At 30.2% G+C, this 24,610-nt stretch carries 23 protein-coding genes; all 23 read left to right on the top strand.

The genetic code is table 11. From position 1 onward, the window contains the following. The first annotated feature begins 2 nt into the window (after positions 1 to 2). The 23 genes from QLQ94_RS01695 to QLQ94_RS01585 all read left to right on the top strand — a co-directional run bounded on the left by QLQ94_RS01695 (position 3) and on the right by QLQ94_RS01585 (position 24,387). Entirely contained in the window at positions 3 to 878 is an 876-nt protein-coding gene (locus tag QLQ94_RS01695; RefSeq protein ID WP_482498998.1) for an acetaldehyde dehydrogenase (acetylating), read from the top strand. 6 nt (positions 879 to 884) lie between these two features. Then, the gene (gene dmpG, locus QLQ94_RS01690) at positions 885 to 1,895 is read left to right on the top strand and encodes a 4-hydroxy-2-oxovalerate aldolase (protein ID WP_482498996.1); all 1,011 of its coding nucleotides are present in this window, start codon (positions 885 to 887) and stop codon (positions 1,893 to 1,895) included. After that, the gene (locus QLQ94_RS01685; protein ID WP_482498994.1) at positions 1,895 to 2,947 is read left to right on the top strand and encodes an NAD-dependent epimerase/dehydratase family protein; all 1,053 of its coding nucleotides are present in this window, start codon (positions 1,895 to 1,897) and stop codon (positions 2,945 to 2,947) included. The genes dmpG and QLQ94_RS01685 overlap by 1 nt, the downstream gene beginning before the upstream one ends. Before the next feature lie 41 nt (positions 2,948 to 2,988). Continuing rightward, a complete protein-coding gene (gene rfbH / locus QLQ94_RS01680) occupies positions 2,989 to 4,293 on the top strand; it encodes a lipopolysaccharide biosynthesis protein RfbH (RefSeq protein ID WP_482498992.1) in 1,305 nt (434 codons plus the stop codon). Positions 4,294 to 4,297: 4 nt separating this feature from the next. Beyond that, a complete protein-coding gene (locus tag QLQ94_RS01675; RefSeq protein WP_482498990.1) occupies positions 4,298 to 5,461 on the top strand; it encodes an acyltransferase family protein in 1,164 nt (387 codons plus the stop codon). Positions 5,462 to 5,482: 21 nt separating this feature from the next. Beyond that, entirely contained in the window at positions 5,483 to 6,850 is a 1,368-nt protein-coding gene (locus QLQ94_RS01670) for a lipopolysaccharide biosynthesis protein (protein WP_482498988.1), read from the top strand. Further along, entirely contained in the window at positions 6,843 to 7,775 is a 933-nt protein-coding gene (locus QLQ94_RS01665; protein WP_482498986.1) for a glycosyltransferase family 2 protein, read from the top strand. Before QLQ94_RS01670 ends, QLQ94_RS01665 begins: the two co-directional genes overlap by 8 nt. A gap of 22 nt (positions 7,776 to 7,797) precedes the next feature. Next, the gene (locus tag QLQ94_RS01660; RefSeq protein WP_482498984.1) at positions 7,798 to 8,928 is read left to right on the top strand and encodes a glycosyltransferase; all 1,131 of its coding nucleotides are present in this window, start codon (positions 7,798 to 7,800) and stop codon (positions 8,926 to 8,928) included. An 87-nt stretch (positions 8,929 to 9,015) separates the two neighbouring features. Next, complete coding sequence (locus QLQ94_RS01655) at positions 9,016 to 9,915, top strand: glycosyltransferase family 2 protein (RefSeq protein ID WP_482498982.1); 900 nt, start codon at positions 9,016 to 9,018, stop codon at positions 9,913 to 9,915. A gap of 117 nt (positions 9,916 to 10,032) precedes the next feature. Next, a complete protein-coding gene (locus QLQ94_RS01650) occupies positions 10,033 to 10,998 on the top strand; it encodes a WaaS/CpsH family glycosyltransferase (protein ID WP_482498980.1) in 966 nt (321 codons plus the stop codon). A 4-nt stretch (positions 10,999 to 11,002) separates the two neighbouring features. Then, positions 11,003 to 12,193 carry a hypothetical protein gene (locus QLQ94_RS01645; RefSeq protein WP_482498978.1) on the top strand — a complete coding sequence of 397 codons (1,191 nt, stop codon included), beginning with the start codon at positions 11,003 to 11,005 and terminating at the stop codon, positions 12,191 to 12,193. 42 nt (positions 12,194 to 12,235) lie between these two features. Further along, positions 12,236 to 13,027 carry a glycosyltransferase family 2 protein gene (locus tag QLQ94_RS01640; protein WP_482498976.1) on the top strand — a complete coding sequence of 264 codons (792 nt, stop codon included), beginning with the start codon at positions 12,236 to 12,238 and terminating at the stop codon, positions 13,025 to 13,027. Next, positions 13,027 to 13,602, top strand: a complete 576-nt coding sequence (locus tag QLQ94_RS01635) for a DapH/DapD/GlmU-related protein (RefSeq protein ID WP_482498974.1) — start codon at positions 13,027 to 13,029, stop codon at positions 13,600 to 13,602. Before QLQ94_RS01640 ends, QLQ94_RS01635 begins: the two co-directional genes overlap by 1 nt. A gap of 8 nt (positions 13,603 to 13,610) precedes the next feature. Next, complete coding sequence (locus QLQ94_RS01630) at positions 13,611 to 14,744, top strand: NAD-dependent epimerase/dehydratase family protein (protein ID WP_482498972.1); 1,134 nt, start codon at positions 13,611 to 13,613, stop codon at positions 14,742 to 14,744. Beyond that, entirely contained in the window at positions 14,741 to 15,781 is a 1,041-nt protein-coding gene (locus QLQ94_RS01625; protein ID WP_482498970.1) for a WaaS/CpsH family glycosyltransferase, read from the top strand. Before QLQ94_RS01630 ends, QLQ94_RS01625 begins: the two co-directional genes overlap by 4 nt. A 4-nt stretch (positions 15,782 to 15,785) precedes the next feature. Then, positions 15,786 to 16,751 (top strand): MraY family glycosyltransferase, encoded by a 966-nt coding sequence (locus tag QLQ94_RS01620; protein WP_482498969.1) that lies wholly within the window; start codon positions 15,786 to 15,788, stop codon positions 16,749 to 16,751. Beyond that, entirely contained in the window at positions 16,748 to 17,176 is a 429-nt protein-coding gene (locus QLQ94_RS01615; RefSeq protein ID WP_482498968.1) for a WxcM-like domain-containing protein, read from the top strand. Before QLQ94_RS01620 ends, QLQ94_RS01615 begins: the two co-directional genes overlap by 4 nt. 229 nt (positions 17,177 to 17,405) lie before the next feature. Next, positions 17,406 to 17,954, top strand: a complete 549-nt coding sequence (gene rfbC / locus QLQ94_RS01610; RefSeq protein WP_482498966.1) for a dTDP-4-dehydrorhamnose 3,5-epimerase — start codon at positions 17,406 to 17,408, stop codon at positions 17,952 to 17,954. Then, entirely contained in the window at positions 17,954 to 18,802 is an 849-nt protein-coding gene (gene rfbD, locus QLQ94_RS01605) for a dTDP-4-dehydrorhamnose reductase (protein ID WP_482498964.1), read from the top strand. The genes rfbC and rfbD overlap by 1 nt, the downstream gene beginning before the upstream one ends. Positions 18,803 to 18,897: 95 nt before the next feature. Beyond that, complete coding sequence (gene rfbA, locus QLQ94_RS01600) at positions 18,898 to 19,782, top strand: glucose-1-phosphate thymidylyltransferase RfbA (RefSeq protein ID WP_482498963.1); 885 nt, start codon at positions 18,898 to 18,900, stop codon at positions 19,780 to 19,782. A gap of 84 nt (positions 19,783 to 19,866) precedes the next feature. Next, positions 19,867 to 21,834, top strand: coding sequence for a polysaccharide biosynthesis protein (locus tag QLQ94_RS01595; RefSeq protein WP_482498961.1), 1,968 nt, complete (start codon positions 19,867 to 19,869; stop codon positions 21,832 to 21,834). A gap of 235 nt (positions 21,835 to 22,069) precedes the next feature. Further along, complete coding sequence (locus tag QLQ94_RS01590) at positions 22,070 to 23,503, top strand: MBOAT family O-acyltransferase (RefSeq protein WP_482498959.1); 1,434 nt, start codon at positions 22,070 to 22,072, stop codon at positions 23,501 to 23,503. Further along, a complete protein-coding gene (locus QLQ94_RS01585; RefSeq protein WP_482498957.1) occupies positions 23,503 to 24,387 on the top strand; it encodes a hypothetical protein in 885 nt (294 codons plus the stop codon). Before QLQ94_RS01590 ends, QLQ94_RS01585 begins: the two co-directional genes overlap by 1 nt. The last annotated feature ends 223 nt before the right edge of the window (positions 24,388 to 24,610 follow it).

The raw sequence follows: 24,610 nt of genomic DNA, 5'->3' as shown, positions 1-24,610 counted from the left end.
AAATGAAAAAATTAAGAGTAGCAATATTAGGAAGTGGAAATATAGGGACTGATTTATTAATTAAAATCCAGCGTTCTGAATTTTTAGAATGTGTTTTATTTATTGGTAGAAATTTGTCTTCACCAGGTATGGCCAAAGCTATTGCTATGGGAGTTAAGGTTTCTGATGAAAGTATAAATGCAATAGTGAAAAATTCAGATTTAGTTGATTTAGTCTTTGACGCAACATCTGCTAAAGACGCTAAAATTCATTGGGATATTTTAGATAAGTTAGGTAAAATTGTTGTTGATATGACTCCTGCTAAATTAGGAGTATTTTGTATTCCAGCTGTAAATTTAGATGAAGTCATAGAACACAGAAATGTAAATATGATTACTTGTGGGGGTCAGGCTTCTATCCCGATTGCTCACGTTATAGGTAAGACTCAAAAGAATGTAGAATATATTGAAGTAGTTTCTAGCATTGCTTCAAGAAGTGCCGGTCCAGCAACAAGATTAAATTTAGACGAATATGTTGATACAACTGAAAATGGTATAAAACATTTTTCTAATGTTCCTAGAACAAAAGCAATCTTAAATCTGAACCCTGCTGATCCTTGCATTGATATGCAAACTACTATCTTTGCTCAAGTCGAGAATCCAGATATGGAGTATTTGAAAAAAGAGATTGATATAATGATAAAAAAAATCCAGGATTACGTACCAGGATATAGCCTATTAGTTCCGCCAGTTTTTGAAAATGGAAGAATAGTAATTATGGTTAAAGCACAAGGATTAGGAGATTATTTACCTAAATATGCTGGTAATTTAGATATTATCAATTGTGCAGCGATTGCTGTTGCTGAACAATATTCTAAAAGTTTTAATAATATCAAATAAATTTTCATGATTAAACAAATATTAATTAGCGATCCTACGTTGCGAGATGGAAATCATGCCTGCGCTCATCAGTTAAGTGCTGAACAAATTGCAATTTATTCTGAAGCTGCTGATAAGGCAGGAGTACCTATTGTAGAGGTAGGTCATGGAAATGGATTGGGAGCATCTTCGTTACAAGTAGGATTAAGTAAAGAAGATGATAAAACCATTTTAGAGACAGCTAGAAAGCATCTTAATAAAAGTAAATTAGGTATACATGTTATTCCGGGGTTCGCTACTATTAAAAGAGATTTAGTTAATGCTATAGATATTGGAGTAGATGTTATTAGAGTAGCGTCTCATTGTACTGAAGCAGATATCACTCAACGTCATCTAGGATATGTAAGGGAGAGAGGAAAGGAAGCGTATGGTGTTTTAATGATGAGTCATATGGCATCTGCATCAGTTTTGGTTGAAGAAGCTCAAAAAATGGAACTTTATGGTGCAGAAGGAATTATAATTATGGATTCAGCGGGAGCTTACTTACCCTCAGATGTGCAAGAGAGAATTTCAGCACTAGTAAATGGTTTAAAAGTTCCGGTAGGTTTCCATGCACATAATAATCTTGGATTGGCGATAGCAAATTCTATTACAGCTATTGAGTCGGGAGCAAAAATTCTCGATGGAACCGCGAGAGGTTTTGGTGCTGGTGCTGGAAACGCACAATTAGAAGTTTTGGTAGCTGTTTTAGAAAAAATGGGATATGTAACCGGAATAGATTTGTACAAAATTCTTGACGCATCTGATATAGCTGAGAAAAAATTAATGAGCACTGTTCCAACTATTAAATCAGACAGTATTGTTAGTGGTTTGTCAGGAGTTTTTTCAGGTTTTGCAAAGCATGTTACCAGGATTTCAAATGAATATGAAGTGGATCCGAGAGATGTATACCGTGAATTAGGAAAAAGAAAAATTGTTGGAGGTCAGGAAGATATTATTATTGAAGTCGTGATGGATTTAATTAGAAATCGAAAATAATGAGTTTAGCTAAAAATAAAATTGTATTTGAGGATTGTAAAGCTTCATGTGTGGAAATTGAAAGTTTTTCAATTTTAGATAATCAATCAATCCTAGTCACAGGCGGAACAGGTTTTGTTGGTAAATGGATTGCTGAAATGGTATCTTATATAAATTTTACCAGCAACTTAAACATTAAATTATATTTGTTGGGTAGAGATATAGTTAAGTTTAAAGATGAAGTTCCTCATTTAGCAGAAAAAAGCTTTATAAATTTCATAGAGCAAGATGTGAGGTATTTGCATGATTTACCTATTGATCTAAATTATATTATTCATGCAGCAGGTTCTCCAGATAATAGAGAGCACGTGTCTGATCCATTAAAAACAATTGAAACATTTTATAAAGGAACTCAATCTTTATTGGATGCAGCCTCTAGAATTCAGAATTTAAAAAAAATAGTGCACTTAAGTTCACACCAAGTTTACGGTAAAAATGAAACAGAACAATTAATAAGCGAAAATTCTTTTGGACCTTTTGAAGCACTTAATATTGCTAATTGTTATGCTGAGTCTAAAAGAATAGCAGAAACTTTATGTTCTTATTACAAAAATAATTTAAGATTACCTATAATAATCTTGAGACCGTTTGCCTTTATAGGACCATATCAAGATATAGAAAAACCATGGGCAATTAATAGCTTTATTAGAGATGCAATTTTAGGTGGACCAATCAGAATTTTAGGAAATGGTCTAACGGAAAGGAGTTATTTATACGCAAGTGACATGGCATATTGTATTTTAAAATCATTAATTGATGGTAAAATTGGTGAAATATATAATTTAGGCAGTAGTACCCCAATATCTTTAAATGAATTGGCAATCAAGATACAAAATCAATCTGGATCTAAAATGGAAATTTTAACAAGATCATCTAAGGATTATTTAAGCGTTTCAAAACTAGTGCCTAATACTGATAAAATTAAAAAGGAATTAAATTTTAAAGAAGTATTTACAATTGACGAAGCAATCAATAGAACAATTTTGTGGAATCAGTTAAAAAGGAATAATTAAACTAAAAGATAAAAAATAAAAAGATTTAATCAATCATTGATATGTTACAAAATTTAAAAGAAGATTCTCTATTAAATAGTTTAAGAGAAATTGCAAAAAAGAAATCAACTCAAATTATTGTTGCTGGAGAAAACTATATACCAGTTACAGGAAAAGTATTAGATGAAGAGGATATTTTAATGGGAGTTGATGCTGCCTTAGACGGATGGTTAACAGCAGGACGCTTCGCAAATAAGTTTGAAGCGGATTTTGCTGCGTATTTTGGTGCGCACAGATCTCTTTTAGTAAATTCAGGATCTTCTGCTAACCTTGTAGCATTTTATGCCTTAACTTCTCCAAAATTAGGAGAAAGAGCAATAAAGCCTGGAGATGAAGTTATTACCGTAGCTGCAGGTTTTCCAACAACAATAAATCCAATTATTCAGTTTGGAGCTATTCCAGTATTTATTGATGTTGATATCGCAACACACAATGTGAAAGCAGATATGATTGAAGCAGCAGTTAGTCCTAAAACAAAAGCAATTATGATTGCGCATTCATTGGGTAATCCTTTTGATTTAGATGAAGTAATGCGTGTTGCAAAAAAATATAATCTTTGGGTGGTAGAGGATGATTGTGATTCATTAGGTGCGACTTACAATGGAAAAAAAACGGGTACTTTTGGTGATATCTCTACTTTTTCTTTTTATCCGGCACACCATATCACAATGGGAGAAGGTGGTGCAGTATTAATCAATAATCCAATTTTATCAAAATTAGCTGAAAGTTTTCGTGATTGGGGTCGTGATTGTTATTGTGAACCTGGAAAAGATGATACATGTGGATGTCGTTTTGGACAGCAATTAGGTACATTGCCATATGGATATGATCATAAATACACCTATTCTCATATTGGGTTTAATTTGAAAGTTACAGATATGCAGGCTGCTTTTGGTGTTTCTCAAATAAAAAAGATAGACCAATTCGTACAGCGTCGTAAAGAAAATTATGCTGCTTTATATGAAAGAATGAAAGAATTTGAAGAGGTTTTTATATTGCCTGAGCCAACACCAAATTCAGAACCATCTTGGTTTGGATTTTTACTAACCCTTCGTGAAGGTGATGCTAATGATCGTCATATGTTAGTACAGCACTTAGAGAAGAATAAAATTGGAACTCGTTTGTTATTTGGAGGCAATTTATTAAGACAACCTGCTTACGCTAATATTGAGCATCGTGTTGTAGGATCTTTAGAAAATACTGATACAATAATGAATCAATCGTTTTGGTTAGGTGTGTGGCCTGGATTGAACGAATCACATTATGATTATATTGCAACTACTATTCGCGAATATTTAAATTCATAAATTCATGAAAATTAGCCAATCAAGAGTATTTGGTCTAGATTTATTGCGAGCAATTGCAGTTCTACTAGTTCTTCTAGCACATACATTGCCTATATTAGGAAAAAGTCATATTATAACTTCAATTTCTTCTTTTTCTGCCTTACTAGGAGTTGAATTTTTTTTTGTTCTGAGTGGATTTTTAATTGGTACTATTTTAATTAAAATGCACAATCAGGAAATAATTAATAAATTTCAAAGTATAAAAATTTTTTGGATTAGAAGATGGTTTAGAACTTTGCCAAATTATTATTTAGTTTTAATAGCTAATGCAATTTTATTTTATTTTGCAACAAAACAATTCATATTTTTGACGTCTAATGGTTTGTCATATGTATTTTTTTTACAAAATTTTGCATCAGAATTTAAGAGTGAGTTTTATGGTGTTTCTTGGAGTTTAGCAGTGGAGGAGTGGTTTTATTTACTATTCCCATTATCTTTAATTATCAGTAATTTTATATTTTCCAACAAAAAAAAGTCTTTTTTTGTTGTTATATTCTTTTTTATTTTTGTGCCTTTAATAATTAAAATATTTCTTTCGTTAAATAATTTTCATTTAGAATGGGATGCAGGATATAGAAAGATAGCACTTCTTAGATTAGATGCAATAGGTTTTGGTGTTTTAGTTGCATATTTTAATTATTATAAAAAGACATTTTTAGAAAATAAAAAGAATGTTTTTTTTCTCGTAGGAATTATATCGTTTATATCTCTAAATATACTTTTTTATTTTCTTTTCATACTAAAGTTTGATTTTAATAATCAAAAACAGCTATTCGGTTCGTGTTTCTTTCTGAATACATTTTTTTTTACATTAATGAGTTTTTCAATATCCCTATTAATCCCTTGGGTTAATGATCTAAAACATAAAAATAACAATAATCATATTTATAAAGCTATAAGGCTCATAAGTTTAATTTCATATTCAATATACTTATCCCATCCACTATATATTTTTTTGTGTGAATATGTGAATATTAAATTTAATTTAAATTTCAGTAAATTATTTTTAGTCATTCTTATCTGGTTAATGACAATTTGTGGATCTTATTTGCAATATAATTATTTTGAAGTTAAGCTTACATCTTTGAGAGATAATTTTGGAAGCAAAAAGGACAGAATTTCAATATAAAAATTAAGATCAAATCAGAGAATGAGAAAACAAACAATTAGAGTCGCTCATAAGATTGGAATTGATGGTGCTATTGCTTACACAGTTTTATCGAGAGCCATACAAGCTGCTGGAGGTGTGATTACATTATTATTTGTAGCTAGATTTCTATCTAAAGTTGAGCAAGGTTATTTTTACACATTTGGTAGTATATTAGCAATACAAATTTTTTTTGAGTTAGGTTTGTCTGGAATTATTACCCAGTTTGTGGCTCACGAAAATGCAAATTTAATTTGGCATGATCGAACTAGTTTTGTAGGTTCACCAGAATCAAGTTCAAGGTTGGCTTCTTTACTACGATTTACTATAAAATGGTTTGCAGTTCTTTCTGTTTTATTGATTTTTGGCCTTTTAGTGGCAGGATATGTCTTTTTTAATAAATATGGTAAAGAAAATGTTTCTGTAAGCTGGCAAATTCCTTGGGTTATTCTTTCATTGACAACTTCGTTATCTCTTATGATTTCGCCTATTTTAGCCTTTTTTGAAGGCTTAGGTCTAGTAAAAGAAATAGCGAGAATTCGATTAATACAGCAATTTATACAACTGTCTTTAGTGTTATTATTGTTTTCTTTCGGGTTTAAACTTTTCGCTGTTCCAGTGGCTGCAATAATTGCTTTTTTAGTAGTTCCAATTTGGATTTTCTTTGGAAACAAAAAAAAGATCGTAATTTTTATTTGGAATAAACTTGATAAATGGGGAGTAAACTATAGATTGGAAATATTTCCCTATCAATGGAAAATAGCTTTGAGTTGGATAAGTGGTTATTTTATATTTCAACTTTTTAATCCAGTTCTTTTTGCTACAGAAGGAGCTGTTGTAGCCGGACAAATGGGAATGACATTGGCAGTTTTGAATTCTATATTTTCATTGACATTTAGTTGGATGTCAACTAAAGTACCTGTTTTTTCAGGTTTAATCGCACAGAAAGAGTATGAGAAATTAGATAAACTATTTAGTAATACACTTATACAATCTACTCTGTTAAACATATTTGCACTCACAACCCTCTTTGGGATTGTTTTTGTATTGCGTTATTTTGAAATAAAAATAGCTGGTAAGAATTTTGCAGATAGATTTCTACCTTACTTACCTATGCTATTTATGATGATTCCAGTTTTACTTAACCATGTAATCTCAAGTTGGGCAACTTACATGCGTTGCCATAAAAAAGAGCCCATGTTGATTCCAAGCGTGGTAATAGGAATATCATGTTGCATTTCTACTCTTACACTTGGCAAATATTTTGGAGTAATTGGTCTTACATCAGGTTATATGATTTTGACAGTAATAGCTTTTATATGGACTTATTTTATTTTTACAATCAAGAAAAAAGAGTGGCATAATGGATGATAAATTGCAAATAGATTCTCCAATATTAACTATTAGTATACCTACTTATAATCGACCTGAGGAAATTAAAAAGCAGGTAAGGTTAATATTACCTCAATTGAATAAACGTGTTAATTTGATTGTTTATGACAATTACTCTAATATACCAATAGAAAGTTATTTCACTAATGATGAATTATCGAGATTTACTTTGATTAGGAATAAAGTTAATGTTGGAGGTGATGCAAATATTGCAAGGTGTTTTGAAAATTGTGAAACTAAATGGTTATGGACTTTGTCTGACGATGATTTTGTACGGAATAATGTTGTTGAATATCTTTTAGAATTATTAGATAGAAATTCAGATATAGTTTTTTTTAATTTTTGTAAAGGTGTGTCATTTAGAACATCTGGATTTGATCAATTAACAAAAGAATTTAAGAGCTTTATTGTTTTTTCAAGTTCTTTTACTATGTCTTCGTGTTTATACAACATAGAAAAAATCAAACCTTCCTTACAAGACTATTATAATAATTTATCAAGTATGGTAGGCACGATAGTAATGGTTTTGAAGTATGTTGAGAAAAACGATAATTCAATTTGTGAATTTATAGATGACACATTAATAGATTCATATAATGATCAAGTTGGTTGGGATTATAGAACTTATATACCTCGAACAAGACTTTTTTTGGAAGCGTTTTATAATGCAAAAAAGAATAAAGAATATAATAAGACTCTCTTTTTAGGTTGCCATGTTACAAACTACTGGTTGATAGGGAATGATAGAAACAACAAAAAAGTTTCTCATAGTGAGAGATGGAGTTTGTTTTTATTGGTATTAAAAAATCAAGGATTTGTAAATTCATTAATTTATTGTCCTAAGACAGTTATCCGTCTTTTTTTTACTTTAATCTCGCAAACTACATTCTTTAAAAAGAACTAGAAGTGATTAACAACTTTAAAATATGGAGAAGAGAATACTGTTTATAGCTCACGATGGAGGAGCATATGGAGCAAATCAATCACTAATAAATATTGTGTCTTCTTTAAGAGACAAAGAAATTTTTGTAACTGTAGTTTTTCCTGTTAGGGGAATTATTTGTGATTTATTTGAAGAAAAGGGATGGGATTATTACATAGTTAATTTTAGAAATGAGTTGTGTCCAAGATCAAAGGGGATTATTGCTTATACTAAAAATATTTTAAGGTTATATTATAAAATCTATTTGAATTCAATAGCAATGAAAAAGTTGGGTAAAATAGTTGATGAAAATAAGATTAATATCATTCACTCAAATTCTGGAGTTGTGGCCGTGGGAGTTAGTTTGGCAAAACTAAAAAAGATTAAGCACATTTGGCATTTAAGAGAATATATACATCCTAGTTATGGATTATATGTTTTTGGAGGGCTAAAAAAATATAAAAAAAGAATAAGAAAAACTAAAAATATTATATGTATTACAAATGGTGTAGCAAATAGTTTTGGTGTTGCAGGAAAAGCTTTTATTTTACCTGATGCTATCAGAAAAGAACCTAAATATTTAGAATCTTTACCCAAAAGCAATTACTTTTTATTTTGTGCAGCCTTGACTAAAAGTAAAGGAGTGGAAGAAGCAATAGATGCTTTTGAAAATTTTAAGAGGGTTAATTCTAATTTTAAACTTTTAATAGTTGGAGAAGGTTCATTTGATTATGAAAGTCATCTAAGGGAAAAGGTTAAAAACAAAGGTCTGGAGAATTATGTTATGTTTTTAGGCTTTAGAACTGATATTGATAAATTTATGGCAAATGCCACCGCTTTTTTAATGTGCTCGAGAAACGAAGCAATGGGAAGAGTTACCGTCGAAAGCATGATGAATTTCTGTATTGTTTTTGGATTTAATGACAGTGGAACAATGGAAATTATTGATCACGAGAATACAGGGTATTTATATAATAATGAAGAAGAACTTGTAAATTATATGATTGATATCGTTAATGATGGTGAGAAATTTGAAAAAGTGAGAAAGACAGCGTACGCCTATGCAACCCATAATTTTTTAGAAAAAAAATTTAGTGATAATATAATTAATTATTATGATAATTTATTTATATAACTTCATAATTAATCCACACTCATTAGATATAATTTTTTGTTTTTCTAAAATGCAATTATTTTAAAATTTTTCAGTAAAACAATTATAATGATAAAAAACATGCCGGAAAAAAATAATAAAATAAGTGTTGTATTATGTACATTTAATGGTAGTGCATATTTAAAAAAACAGTTAGACTCCATTCTGGAACAAACATATCCTATAGATGAAATTGTAATAGTTGATGATTGTTCAACAGATTCAACAAAAGATATTTTAATTGAATATCAAAGATTATGCAAAGAAATCAAGCTTTTTTTTAATGATAAAAATTTAGGCTCTAATAATTCTTTTAAACGTGCAATTTCTCTAGCCACTTATGATTACATGGCTTTGTGTGATCAAGATGATATTTGGTTCAATAATAAAATTGAAGTTCAAATGAATTCGATTATTAATTCAAACTTTAAGAAAGATAATAAACCATTAGTAGTTTATCATGATTTATGTTTAATTGATCAGAATGATAATATTACCTATACATCATTTTGGAAGTTGCATAAGTTTATTCCACAAAAAATTACTTTTAAAAAACTCCTTATTTTTAATGTAGTAACAGGATGTACTTGTCTTATTAATAGACAGATGAAAGAAGAAATGCTTAAATCTGATATGGAGGATATTATTATGCATGACTATTTAATTGCTTTAATAGGATATGGATTTGGTAATTCAATTTGTATTAACGAACCATTAATGTATTATCGTAGTCACTTGGGAACTGTGACAGAAAAAGAAAAAATAACATTTGTTAATAGAATTAAAGGTTTTATTTCAAGAGCAAGTAAAGGTAATTATTTAATGCCTTACATTTTGCAGGTAAAAAAATTTAATGATTTATATTATGACGAGCTAGATTTATCTAGAAAAAAGATTATCGGTTCTTTTATTGCTTTAAAAGACAAAAGATTAATTAGTAGAGTTATTTACAAATGGTTTTTGAATTAAAAATTTCTGCTTTATGTTAAAAAAAATCGATTATTTATAGTAAGAAAACACCATTTTTTAATATATAAATTTGAATGTTTTCTTTGTTAACATAGCAGTTGTAAAAAATAAAGTTTAATGAATTTTAAAAAAAAAAAAATATTATTTATAGGGCCTAGATTTCACGATTATGAAAATATGATTAAAAACCAACTTGAGCAAATGGGAGCGTCAGTTGATTTTTTTGAAGAAAGATCCTACGGTTTTGATTTTAATATTGTTAACAATTTTTTTGAGTCTTACATGATTAAGTTTCAGAAAAAGCATTACGATGAAATTTTAAAATCTATTGAAAAAAAAAGTTATGATTATCTCTTCGTTGTTAGAGGATATATGATGCCGATTTCTTTTTTAGAATCATTCAAAAAGAACAATCCACAATGTGAAACTATAATGTATCAATGGGATTCAGAACAAACGAATCCGTTTAGCCATTTAATTAATTCATTTGATAAGGTTAAAACTTTTGATTTTCAAGATTGTGAAGATTTTAATATAGAGTATATTCCATTGTTTTATACAAAAGATGTTGAAGATTATAGATATAAAAAGAAAAACTATGAATATGATTTCTTTTTTATGGGTTATTTTTTTGAAGAAAGATATGAAGCCATTTTAAAATTTAAAGAATTTTGCCTAGTAAAAGGTTATAAATTAAAGCCTTTTTTATATATGCCTTTTACGACCCGTGTTAAGTATTTTTTTAAAAGAAAAGCACTTGACAGATCTATTGTTTCATTTAAACATTTGAAGAGAATGAGCTATTTAGATATACTTTCCAAGAGCCATATAATGGTTGATGTTAGTAATTCAAGACAAACAGGCTTAGCTATGAGAGTAATAGAATCATTAGCTTGTAATACCAAAGTTGCTACTAATAATTCTTTTTTTAAAAAAGATGAATTTGTTAGGGATTCTGGGATGGTTTTACTATTTGATTTAAACAATATCAATATTGATCAAAGTTTCTTTGATGATAATATTGGACAAAAAAAAAGAATTGTGCTTTCTTTAGAGGAGTGGTTAATACAAATTTTTTCTTAGTAAAATGAATCATAAACTATTATATCTTCCTTGTTTTGTATATGTTTTTTCCTTTTCTTCGCTTTTATTGCTTTATCAAATAGGTTGGTCAGACTTGTTTCCAAAATTAAGTGGTTTTTTGTTGTTTTTTTTATTTAGCACAATTTTGGTTGCTCTTTTTTTGACATTTTTGCAGAAAAATAGTCTGAGAATAAGCATTAACAATGTTGATTTAAGTCCTTTGTTCATCAAAAAGGCGTTTTATTTTATCGCAATTGGATATAGTCTTGATTTTTTATATGAATTTACTATTCCAATAATAAAGACTTTCTTAGTGTCGTCTTATTCATACGATGAATTTAAAGGTATTCCGACATTTCATTCAATTTTGGGGACTTTCAATATTTTTTTTTCTATTCTGATGGCTGATCATTATTTAGCAAGCAAGAATAAAAAGACTTTCTTTCAATTTTTTTTGAGTTTAATCCCGTATGTACTCATTATGAACCGTGGAGCTTTAATGATAGTCTTTTCTGCATTTATTTTTTTGTACTTAATGCGATTGAAAACAATCAATATTAAAAGTGTTTTTATCTCAATCGGTACAATTTTAATGGTACTCTATTTATTTGGAGTAGTTGGTAATATTAGGGCAGAGCAAACTAAAGATGATAAAGAATACCTTTTACGAGTTGCAGGAGCTACAGATTCTTTTATTGATAGTGGAGTACCAGTAGAGTTTTATTGGAGCTATATTTATATAATTTCTCCTATGGGAAATCTTCAAAATATAATTATTGAAAAGGAAGATCAATTTGAGATTCATAATGTGGGTATATTTATAACTACTCAGTTGTTTCCAGACTTCATCAGTAAAAGATTAGTTGCAGTATTTAGCTATGAGGATGAATTAGAAGCATTCGATCCTTCTTACTATTTAGTTACACCATTATTAAATGCCCCAACGGTATATTATGGCTCCTATTTAGCTTTAGGTTCTTTAGGTTTAATTATTATGTTTGTTGTTATAATGATAAGTTCTTTAGTTTATCCCTTATTAATTAGAAGAAAAAGTAAATATTATCTAACAGCTCTCGCATCATTAAATTCAATAATTCTATTGGCTACATTCAATAATATGTGGTTTACGGTAGGTACTATTCTACTTTGGCCAATTATTTTCAGTGTTGCAGATAGGATTAAAATTAAAAATTAAAAATATTTAGATTTAAAAGATCTATTAAAATATCGTGTTAGAATGGTGTCAGTAATTATTCCTCTATATAATGGCAGTAAAACAATCAAAAACTGTCTAGATTCTATTAAAAAACAAACTTATCAAGGACCATTAGAAATAATAGTTGTAAATGATGGCTCAAAAGATGAAAGTAGAAAAATTGTTGAATATTATAAAAATCAAAATCAAGATTTAGATATTACACTAATTAATCAAGAAAATGGCGGTGTATCTAAAGCAAGAAATGTTGGGTTAAAAATAGCAAAAGGTGAATTCATTGCTTTATTAGATTCAGATGATGTGTGGTTACCCAATAAATTACAATTACAATTGCCATATTTAAATAAGGGTTTTAATTCTGTAGATTTTGTTGCTTGTAATAGAAACGATGAAAAAATTACTTTTCCATATAAAATTTTAAATAATGAGTTTGCAATTATAACTCTAAAAAAATTATTGTTTAAGGTGGTTGCACAAACATCTACAGCAGTTTTTAAAAAGGATGTTTTAGAAAATACAGGTTTTTTTGATGAAGACCAAAAATATTCGGAAGATGCCAATTTATGGATGCGAATTTCTTTAACAAATAAAATGATAATTTTAAAGGAGACTTTAGTGATAACGGGAGGAGGTAAACCATCAATGGGTTTTTCAGGTTTATCATCAAATATTTTGGAAATGGAAAAAGGAGTACATAAAAATATAAAAGAGATTTTTAACTTAAATAAAATCAACTTTTTTGAATATATATTTTTCACTGTTTTTTCAAAATTAAAGTATATTAAACGGATTTTAGTTTTAAAAATAAGATAATGTATCGACTATTTTGGCTTGTTAGGGCTTTGCTATATAAGCCATTTTTTAAAAATTTAGGGCTTTTAAGTTACTTGGGGAAGCCTACTTTTTTGTATGGGATTTCTAAAATTCATATTGGAAATAAAGTGAGAATTTATCCACATGTCAGATTGGAGGTGCATGGTAAAAACTCTAGTTTAGAGATTCAATCTGACGTAAGAATTGCTCAAAATGTTCATATTACTTCTGGATCTAATCTCATTATTGGTGAATCTACAGTAATACTAGCAAATAGTTTTATAACTAATATTGATCATGATTATACTGAGATTGGAAAAAATATTTTAGACCAATCGTATTTAATTAAAGAGACAATTATAGGAAAAAATTGTTTCATTGGCTTTGGTGCTTGTATTCAAGCTGGAACTATTCTTGGAAATCAATGTGTAGTTGGAGCAAATGCAGTTGTTAGGGGTGTTTATCCGGATTATTGCGTAATAGTTGGTTCGCCGGCAAAAATTGTGAAAAGATATAATATAAAAACTAAAAATTGGGAAAAAACGGATGCTAAGGGAGCATTTTTAAATAAATAAATTCAAAGATGAAAAATATATTAATTACCGGGGGAGCTGGATTTATAGGGAGTAACCTAGCATTAAAGCTTATAGAAAAGGGACATAAAATTACAGTTTTGGATAATCTTTCAAAGCAGATACACGGAGAAAAACCTCAAATTACTTCTCCATTATTTAAAAGTATAAAAGATAAAGTTACGTTCATTAATGGCACTGTTACTTCACGAGAAGATTGGACTAAAGCCTTGGAAAATCAAAATGTTGTAGTACATTTTGCTGCTGAAACAGGAACTGGTCAATCAATGTATTGTATTGAGAAATATACAGAAGTGAATATTCAGGGTACCGCAATTATGCTTGATATTTTAGCAAATAGCAAAAATTCTGTTGAAAAAATTGTAATTGCTTCTTCTAGATCTATTTATGGCGAAGGAAAATATAAACATCCTGAATTAGGAATTGTATACCCAACACATAGGAAAGAAAGTGATATGTTAGCGGGTAATTTTGAACTTACCTTTTCTAATAATCAAGAACTTGAATTGTTAGCGACTGATGAGGATTCTAAAATTCATCCTTCATCTGTTTATGGAATTACCAAGCAAAATCAAGAGCAAATGATTATGACAGTTTGTCCAACAATAGGAATTGCTCCTGTAGGTTTCAGATATCAAAATGTATATGGACCCGGACAATCACTATCTAACCCGTATACAGGAATTTTGTCTATTTTCTCAACTCAGATTAGAAATAATAATCCAATTCAGATTTTTGAAGATGGGAAAGAAACAAGAGATTTTGTTTTTATAGATGATGTTGTGGCAGCTACAATCCTTGGAATTGAAAAAGAAGAAGCCAACGGACATGTATTTAATGTAGGAACTGGAGTTGCTACAGATGTTCTTGAAGTGGCGAATTCATTGATAAAAGCTTATAATATTGATGTCCCTGTAACTGTAACCGGAAGATTTAGATTAGGTGATATACGTCATAATTATGCAGATTTAACTAAAATTAAATCCCGTTTAGGGTTTGAACCTACAGTTTATTTTAAAGAAGGAATTCAGAGATTTTCTGCTTGGGTATTACAACAAGAAATTCAAGAGGATAGATTAAGTAAATCATTAGAAGAAATGAAGAAGAAAGGTCTCCTGAAATGATAATTGAGGAAGTTCTTAAAGATAAAAATATTTTATTCTTTTCTGTTCAAACGTTTAATCTCGAAAAAGAGATTATCAAAAAGTTGGAACAATTGGGCGCAAACGTGAATTATTATGATGAAAGACCTTCAAACAATAATTTTACCAAGGGGATTATCAGACTAAAAAGAAATTTACTTCAAATCAAAATAAATAAGTATTACAATAAAATATTGCTTGAAATAAGGAATAAAAAGTATGATTTTTTATTTGTAAATAAAGGGGAAGTTGTACCTGAGTTCTTTTTAAAAGAATTTCAGCAAACACACCCCAACTGTCAATGCATTTTTTATACTTGGGATTCTTTTTTTAATAATAAAAATGCTCTTAGTATTTTGAAATATTTTCATAGGAAATTTTCTTTTGATCCGGATGATGCTGTTAATTATGGATTAGAATTCAGACCTCTTTTTTATTTAGATTTTTACAAAGACATTGATTCAATTCCGGAATTAGAAATAGATAATGATTTACTTTTTTTGGGAACTGCTCATTCTGATAGATATAAAATAAGCAATAGTATTGCAGATTGGTGTGATAAACGCAAACTGAAGTCATATTGCTATTATTATATGCAAGGAAGATTTGTTTATTTCTATAAAAAAATGTTCGATAAGACTTTTAAAGAATTCGATTATAATAAATTAAGTTTTGAAAGTTTAAATGCAGAAGATCTATTTAAGTTGTATCAAAAATCAAGAGTTGTTTTAGATATCAATCATCCTGGGCAAAAAGGACTTACCATGCGTACTTTTGAAACTATTGGCTCAAGAAGAAAAATGATTACTACAAATAATGAAGTTAAAAATTATATGTTTTACAATCCTAATAATATTTTAATTATAGATAGAGAGGATGTTCAGCTGAATAAAGAGTTCTTTGAGTCAGATTACATAGATGTTAACAAGGATTTATATGAGCGAATGTCATTGAAAGGTTGGCTATCTTGCTTATTTGTGAGCAGTGAACCAAATATTTGGATAAAAGGGATTAATTAAAACAATGGAATATACAATACTAGGGATAATTTTAATGATTTTAATGCTACTTTATTTTAAAGTAGCCAATCGTTATAACATAATAGATAAACCCAATTTAAGAAGTTCACATACTGAAATTACCTTAAGAGGTGGCGGAATCATTTTTTGGTTCGCTGCTTTAATTTATTTTTTACAAAATATTCAGACGAATTATTTTTTCTTTACCGGGATTACTTTGGTTAGTTTAGTTAGTTTTTGGGATGATATTCAGAGTCTGTCTAACAAAGTCAGAATTTTAGTTCATTTTTCAGCCATTACTCTGATTTTTTATGATTTAGGAGTATTTACCTTGATGCCTTTTTATGGAGTTGCTATTTCGTATATCCTCGCAATAGGATTGATTAATGCCTATAACTTTATGGATGGCATAAATGGAATAACAGGACTATACACTTTAGTAGTTATGGGGTCATTGTTGTACATCAATCAAGAAATTCAACTTTTTGCGGATAGTAGTTTTATAAAATATGCGATGATGGCCAGTCTCGTTTTTCTATTTTTTAATTATAGAAAAAGGGCAAAATGTTTTGCGGGAGATGTTGGGAGTATTGCCATTGCATTTTGGGTAATCTATTTGGTTTTGAAGCTTATTTTAAGAACAGATTCTTTAATCTGGTTGTTGTTTTTAGCTGTTTATGGAGTGGATGCTATTTGCACAATTATACATCGTTTGTATTTAAAACAAAATATCTTCGAAGCCCATCGTTTACATCTCTACCAGGTTTTGAGTAACGAATACAAAATTCAGCATAGACTGGTTGCTGCATATTATGCAGTAGTTCAAATTATAGTTTCTATTGTGATAATTTTTTTATATCAAAAAGTTCATGATGTTATCTTGTTTGTAATAATATTATTGCCCTTAATTGCTCTATATACATTAAAATTTTACTTGTTGAATAAAAACAGATTAAAGGCAAATATATGATCCCAAAAATAATTCAGGGAGGGAATTTCTCCGATCATCGTGGAACGATTTCGTATGTTAATGATTTTAAGTTTACAGATATCGAAAGGTTTTATATTATTAGCAATTCTGAAAAAAATCCTATTCGTGCGTGGCAAGGGCATAAATTAGATGCTAAAAACTTTTATTGTATAAGTGGTTCTTTTAAAATTTATTTTGTACAAATTGACAATTGGGAAAATCCGTCAAAAGAATTACTAGTAGAAAACATTTTCGTTTCTGTTAATGATAGTAAGATAGTACATATTCCCGCGGGTTATGCGAATGCCATAGAATCTTTAGAAAAAGATTCAAAGTTAATTTCTTTTTCAACATTACCGCTTGTAAATGTTGGGGATGACGATATTCGGTATGCTTCGGATTATTGGGAAATTAATGGAAAATAGACGAATTTATTTATGCTTGTGTGGGCAAAGCATTTTTGAACAAGAGTATGTTCAATAACTTTAAAAACAAATTGGATCATTTCAAGTGAGCCAAATGTTGATGACCATGTAAGAGTTTAGAAAGCTATCTTGCAGATCGATCATCTTAATAAGATTAAAAAAATGAAAGCAGAATAAAAGAAGTGATGATGTACTTCTTTAACAAATAAAATAATAATTATATTTTAATATGAAAATTGAAGAAACGTTTATAAAAGATTTAGTAGTTGTAGAACCAACTGTATTTGGTGATGAGAGAGGTTATTTTTTTGAATCGTACAGTAAAACTAAATTTGAAGGTTTAGGAATTGATATAGATTTCGTGCAGGACAATCAATCATTTTCAAAAAAAGGAACTTTAAGAGGGTTGCATTACCAAAATCCTCCTTTTGCTCAGACGAAATTGGTACGTGTTTTAGAAGGAGAAATTATAGACGTTGCGGTTGATTTAAGAAAAGAGTCTCCGACGTACGGAAAAGCATTTAGTGTTTTATTATCTGCAGAAAATAAAAAACAATTATTAGTACCGCAAGGCTTCGCTCATGGTTTCTCAGTTATTAGTGAAACGGCGTCAGTGATGTATAAATGTGATCAGTTTTATAATAAAGCTTCTGAAGGTGGAATTAAATTTGATGATCCATCATTGAATATCGATTGGGGAATGGATCTCAAAGATGCCATTGTTTCTGAAAAAGATCAAGTACTTCCTTTTATTGACAGTTGTAATAGTTTGTTTTAATGAAAAAGATTCTTGTAACAGGAGCAAACGGGCAGTTGGGTTCTGAATTAGCGGTTTTATCAGCAAATTATGCGCAATACGAATGGATTTTTGCTGACAGAACTCAAATTACTTTAGATAATTTAGATGTTCTTAAAGTTCAATTAAATCAGATTCAACCAGATGTAATTTTCAATTGTGGTGCCTATACAGCAGTCGATAAAGCCGAAACTGAAAAAGAACTGGCTTTTATAATAAATCATAGAGCAGTAGAATTAATTGCAAAATATAGTCAGGAGAATAACGTGAAATTAATCCATATTTCTACTGATTATGTTTTTGATGGTACTTCTTCAATCGCCTTAAATGAAGAGGAAGAAACGAATCCAATCAATGTGTATGGAGCGAGTAAAAGAGCGGGTGAAATTGCTTGTTTGAAAGAAAACCCAGATTCAATTATTATAAGGACTTCCTGGGTCTATAGCAAATTTGGAAATAATTTTGTAAAAACGATGCAACGATTAATGCAGGAAAGAGAGGCTATTAATGTGGTAAACGACCAAATTGGATCGCCTACCTATGCAGCTGATTTTGCTCAGGCCATGATTGCTATTTTAGAATTTCCGCAATGGATTCCAGGAATTTACAATTATTCAAATGAAGGTGAAATAAGCTGGTATGAATTTGCGTTGAGTATAAAAGAATTGGGAGAATACAGTTGTAATGTGGGCGGGATACCATCAGCATCCTATCCAACTCCTGCAAAACGTCCTTCTTTTTCTTTATTGGATAAAAGTAAAATTAAAAAGGTATACGCAATTGATGTTCCGGAGTATAAAGAAAGTTTGAAAAAATATTTAATGTCATAAATGATTTTAGGGTTAAGGATGAGGTGTTTTTATTTGCAAATAAACATAATGAGATCCAAAAATCCAAAAATCTAAAAATCCAAAAATCTAACCAAATGAAAGGAATTATTTTAGCCGGAGGTTCTGGTACACGTTTACATCCATTGACGCTTGCGATGAGCAAACAAATGATGCCGGTGTACGATAAACCAATGATTTATTACCCGTTGTCTACGTTGATGATGTCAGGTATTAATGAAATATTGATTATCTCCACTCCACATGATTTACCAAATTTTAAAAAACTATTAGGGGATGGTTCATCTCTAGGTTGTAAATTTAGCTATGCAGAACAGGCAATTCCTAACGGTTTGGCTCAGGCTTTTGTTATTGGGGAGGAGTTTATTGGCGATGATGATGTAGCTTTGATATTAGGCGATAATATCTTTTTTGGATCTAATATGCAGGAACTTTTAAAATCAAACACAAAACCAAACGGAGGAGTTGTTTTTGCTTATCATGTTTCAGATCCGGAACGTTATGGAGTAGTGGAGTTTGACGAAAATTTTAAAGCCATTTCTATCGAAGAAAAACCTGAGAAACCAAAATCCAGTTTTGCAGTTCCGGGATTGTATTTTTATGATAATTCGGTGGTTGAGATTGCCAAAAATATCAAACCAAGTGCCCGTGGTGAATATGAAATTACGGATGTGAATAAAGTATATCTGGAAAAAGAAGCTTTAAAAGTGGGTATTTTAAGCCGAGGAACTGCCTGGCTGGATACCGGGACTTTTAATAGTTTAATGCAGGCAGGACAATTTGTTCAGGTTCTGGAAGAAAGACAAGGACTAAAAGTGGGCTGTATTGAGGAAATTGCCTGGAGACAAGGATTTATAAATGATACTCAGTTTGAAGCACTAGCTTTGCCTTTGGTGAAATCCGGATATGGTACTTATTTGCTGGAATTTTTGAAACAAAAGAAAAAGGGTGTTAAAATCTAATTTAGATCAGGAAATAATTTTTTAAAACCTTTAATTTGTACTTTTGTAAGACAGACAAAGTTTACAAAATTAAACTATACCAAATTGGATACAGATAAACAAACCAAAATAGCCTCTTTGTTGCATAATTTTCTCTCACCAAGAAATCTAAGAACGAGCATTAATAATCTGAGCTATCTGCCTAGATGGATCATCATTGCAATAGATGTAATGGTGCTGATTTTTTCGTTTACATTTACTTATATGCTGTTTGAAGGAACTGCATTGGGGTATATTATTACGTCTCATCAGTTTTATTTTGTTGCTAGTCTAATTGTTATAAACGTATTTTTCTTTTGGTTGTTCAGGACTTATTCAGGTATTATTCGGCACTCTTCCTATATTGATGCGATAAAATTGCTGTTTTCTCAAATGTCGGTTTTGGTGTTTTTTTTATTTTTCAATTTAGTTTTTGAATTGTATACCGGACATAAAGCCTTTTTAAATACTGCCCTTTTCATTAATTTAGTATTATCATTTTGTGGTTTGTTTTTGTATCGTGTGATAGTAAAGCAAACTTTTGAATTATATTTTTCTGAGAAAACCAATTCTAAGTTAATCAGAACAGTAATTTACGGAACAGATGCTAATGCGATTTCCGTTGCCAATGCATTGAAATTCGAAACTCCTTCCCGTTTTAAAATTGTTGGATTTGTAGATAAAAATAACCAGAATGCGTCAAAGCGAATGTTAGATTTGCCTATTCTGATTTTAAGAAAAAAATTGCCTGCCTTAATGCGCTCTGTAGCTGCAGAAGGTGTTATTATTGCTGATAAAAGTTTGTCTAAAGAAGAACAATTGATTATTGTTGATCAATGTTTAGAATTCAATTATAGGGTATATACAGTACCGCTTATTTCAGACTGGGAGAACCAAAAAGAAATTTCTCAAAAAGTAAAAAACATTCAGATTGAAGATTTACTGGAAAGAAAACCGATAGTCCTGGACAGTAAATCGATTTCGAAACAATTAAAAGATAAAACGGTTCTTATTACCGGAGCTGCCGGATCAATAGGCAGTGAAATCGTAAGACAGGTTTTAGGGTTCAATCCTAAAATGGTGATTATATTAGACCATGCCGAGACGCCGCTTCATAACTTGTGTTTAGAAACACTAGCCTTAGGTTCAGAGGCAAAAATTATTGCTGTAATTGCCGATGTAAGAAGCAAAAAAGCTTTAGAAAAAGTTTTCAAAAACTACAGTCCGCATGTCGTTTTTCACGCTGCAGCATACAAACATGTTCCTTTGATGGAAGAGAATCCATCTCAGGCTATCCAGACCAATATTAAGGGAACTAAGAATCTGGCTGATTTATCCTGTAAATACCATGTAAAGAAATTTGTAATGGTATCTACTGATAAAGCGGTTAATCCTAGTAACGTTATGGGAGCCAGTAAGCGAATAGCAGAGAAATATGTGCAATCTTTATTTTTGAAAAATCAAAGAGAGAATGTAGAAGGTTCTACTAAATTTATCACAACCCGTTTTGGAAATGTTTTAGGTTCAAACGGATCAGTAGTGCCTTTATTTACAAAGCAAATCGCTGAAGGCGGACCTGTTACTATAACCCATCAGGATATTATTCGTTATTTCATGACCATTCCGGAAGCATGTCAATTGGTTTTAGAAGCTGGTGCCATGGGTAACGGAGGCGAGATTTATATTTTTGATATGGGTAAACCAGTGAAAATTATCGATCTGGCCAAGAAAATGATTAAACTGGCAGGATTTATTCCTGATAAGGAGATCAAGATTAAGATTGTTGGATTGAGACCCGGAGAGAAACTTTATGAGGAGTTATTGAATGATACGTCAAAAACATTACCAACCTATCATAATAAAATTATGATTGCTCAGGAAATACAAGACGAATATGAAAATTTGCATATTGAAATTGATGAGCTTATTGGTATCGCTGATTTCTATGATAATGACGATATTGTAACCAAAATGAAAAAAATTGTTCCTGAATTTAAAAGTATGAATTCTGCTTTTGAAGTTCTGGATAAGTAGTTTCTTATTGTAAATTGAATTTTAGATTCAAATGATATTAAAAGGTGTTTTTTTAGGAAAACGCCTTTTTTGTTTTTTAGATTAAATCTTAAAGGAGGTTGTTAGTGTAGTTCTTAAAGTAGTATCTCTGTATAGGAGACAAATAATTAAAGCTGCTCACATAGCGATAAAAGAATTATTTGTAAAGAATTATTCTTTTCTTTGCAACTTCAAATTCCATTTTTTAAAGTAAAATATGTTTTTTAATTCTTTAGCATTTGCTGTTTTTTTGCCAATCGTATTCTTTCTGTATTGGTTTGTTTTTAATAAAACAAAAAGCACCCAAAATGCTTTGTTAATCGTTGCCAGCTACTACTTCTATTCTTGTTGGGATTGGCGATTTTTGTTCTTATTGGTCTTTTCTACTTTTCTTGATTATTATACCGGAATTCAGATTGAAAAAGGTAAATCAGACAGAAGTCGGAAATTTTGGTTTTGGCTGAGTGTATTAACCAATTTAGGTTTTCTTGGGATTTTTAAATATTACAATTTTTTTGCTGCTTCTTTTTCAGAATTATTAAACTCGGTTGGGATACAAGCCAGTCCTATATTGTTAAATGTCATTCTTCCGGTCGGAATTTCGTTTTATACGTTTCATGGATTGTCGTATGTCATCGATATTTATTTAAAGCGTATAAAAGCCGAATATAACTTTGTAGATTATTCCTTATTTGTGAGTTACTTTCCACTGCTGGTTGCAGGACCAATAGAAAGAGCGACACATTTGTTGCCCCAGGTAAAAGTAAAAAGAGTATTTAATTATCAAACGGCTAAAGAAGGAGTTTATCAGATCATCTGGGGATTGGTCAAAAAAGTGGTTATTGCTGATACGTGCGCGACTTATGCTAACGCTATTTTTGATAACTATACCACTATGAACTCGTTTTCATTGATTCTTGGGGCAATCTATTTTGCTTTTCAAATTTATGGCGATTTTTCAGGATATTCAGATATCGCGTTAGGAGTGTCAAAATTGTTTGGGTTAGACTTACTGCGTAATTTCAATTACCCTTATTTTTCAAGAGATATTGCGGAGTTTTGGCGACGCTGGCACATTTCGCTTTCGTCCTGGTTCCGCGATTATTTGTATATTCCCTTAGGCGGAAGTAAAGGAGGGATCTGGATGAAAATTAGAAATACGTTTATCATTTTTATAGTAAGCGGGTTTTGGCATGGTGCCAATTGGACGTATTTGGCCTGGGGATTTATAAATGCAATTTATTTTTTACCGTTACTGTTATCAAATAGTAATCGGAATAATATTGACGTAATTAAGGTATCCTGGAATTTTGATTGTGTAAAAGTGATTTTTAATATTTTGATAACCTTCTCAATAACCTGTATTGCCTGGGTGTTTTTTCGGGCCAGGACAATTACAGATGCTGTTTTGTATTTAAAACGCATGATTGTGAACCGGGATTTTAGTTTTCAATATCTGGATAATGAACGTTACAGTTATGAATTACTGCTTGTAATTGGTTTGTTTGTTTTAGTGGAGTGGAATAACAGAACCAAAGTAGAACCTCTTTCAGGTAAAAGAAGCATGCTAAAAGTAGCTTTGGCAATTGCAGCTATTATAGCTCTTGGGACCTTTTCGGATTATAAAGAATTTATATATTTTCAGTTTTAATGAAACAGTTTTTATTTTATGCGCTTCGAATTTTAATCATCACACTTTTGATTGCTGTTGCATTGGATGGTATGTATACGTATGTTTTTTTGCAGTCTAAAAACAGAGGAAAAATTGAAACGGTCTTTAATTCTAAAGCAAAAAAGTTTGATGTAGTTATCCTGGGATCATCACGTGCAAATAATCATTTTGTATCGCAAATGTTCGAAGACAAAGGTTTGAAAACATTTAATTACGGAATGAGTGGAGGGCACTTGTTTGAAGCATCATTAATGCTTAAGCTAATGATCGAAAAAAAATATGAAATTAAGAACGTTATTCTGGAAGCTGATTTGAATCTTTCTAACGATAAGGAATCTGATGGAGTTGCGGCAAAATTTTTACCGTACATTCATAGTTCAAAAGTGATAGAAAAACATTTCTCGGCTCAGGATAATTTTAATGAATTGTATTATCTGCCATTCTACAGATATATAAAATACGATTCTAAAATAGGTTTTAGAGAGGTTTATAAGATCATAAAAGGCGAGTCGACAAATGCTTTAGACAATTTGGGATATTATCCTCTGGTGAAGCATAAGAACGGCAATATGAAAAATAATATTGTTAATCTCAATCCGTTGCCGAAGAATAAGTATTACGAAGAAATCAAAAATATCTGCAAAGCGAATAATATTAATTTTATCGCCGTAATGACGCCGATGTGCGAGAATGTAAAAGGAATGAATTATTTTGATAAAGTAAAAAAAGCATATCCTGAAATTCATAATTATGAAAACGTAGTGCAGGAAGATAAATACTTTTCTTCTTGTGGGCATATGAATGATGCCGGAGCTAGAATTTTTACAGCACGAATATTGGCTGACTTTTTTGGAAAAAAATAAACTTTTTAATCTTAGAAAATCAGTACTAATCCGTGTTTATTAGTTGTATTCAGCTGATAGGTTGTTTAATACGATACTAATAAATATTTGATTAAACACATAGAAACATAGGTAATGTGTGTAAAAGAGAATGCGAAAAAAAGAAACATCTTTCTTTCGCATAGTGTACTTTGTGTATTTTAAACAAGTGAAACGCCTTATTTTTAGTTACAAAAAAAAGCTA

The sequence above is a fragment of the Flavobacterium sp. B114r genome, from assembly GCF_056824125.1.
The sequence above is the reverse complement of the archived record's forward strand: the minus strand, read 5'-3'. Positions and strand labels throughout refer to the sequence as shown.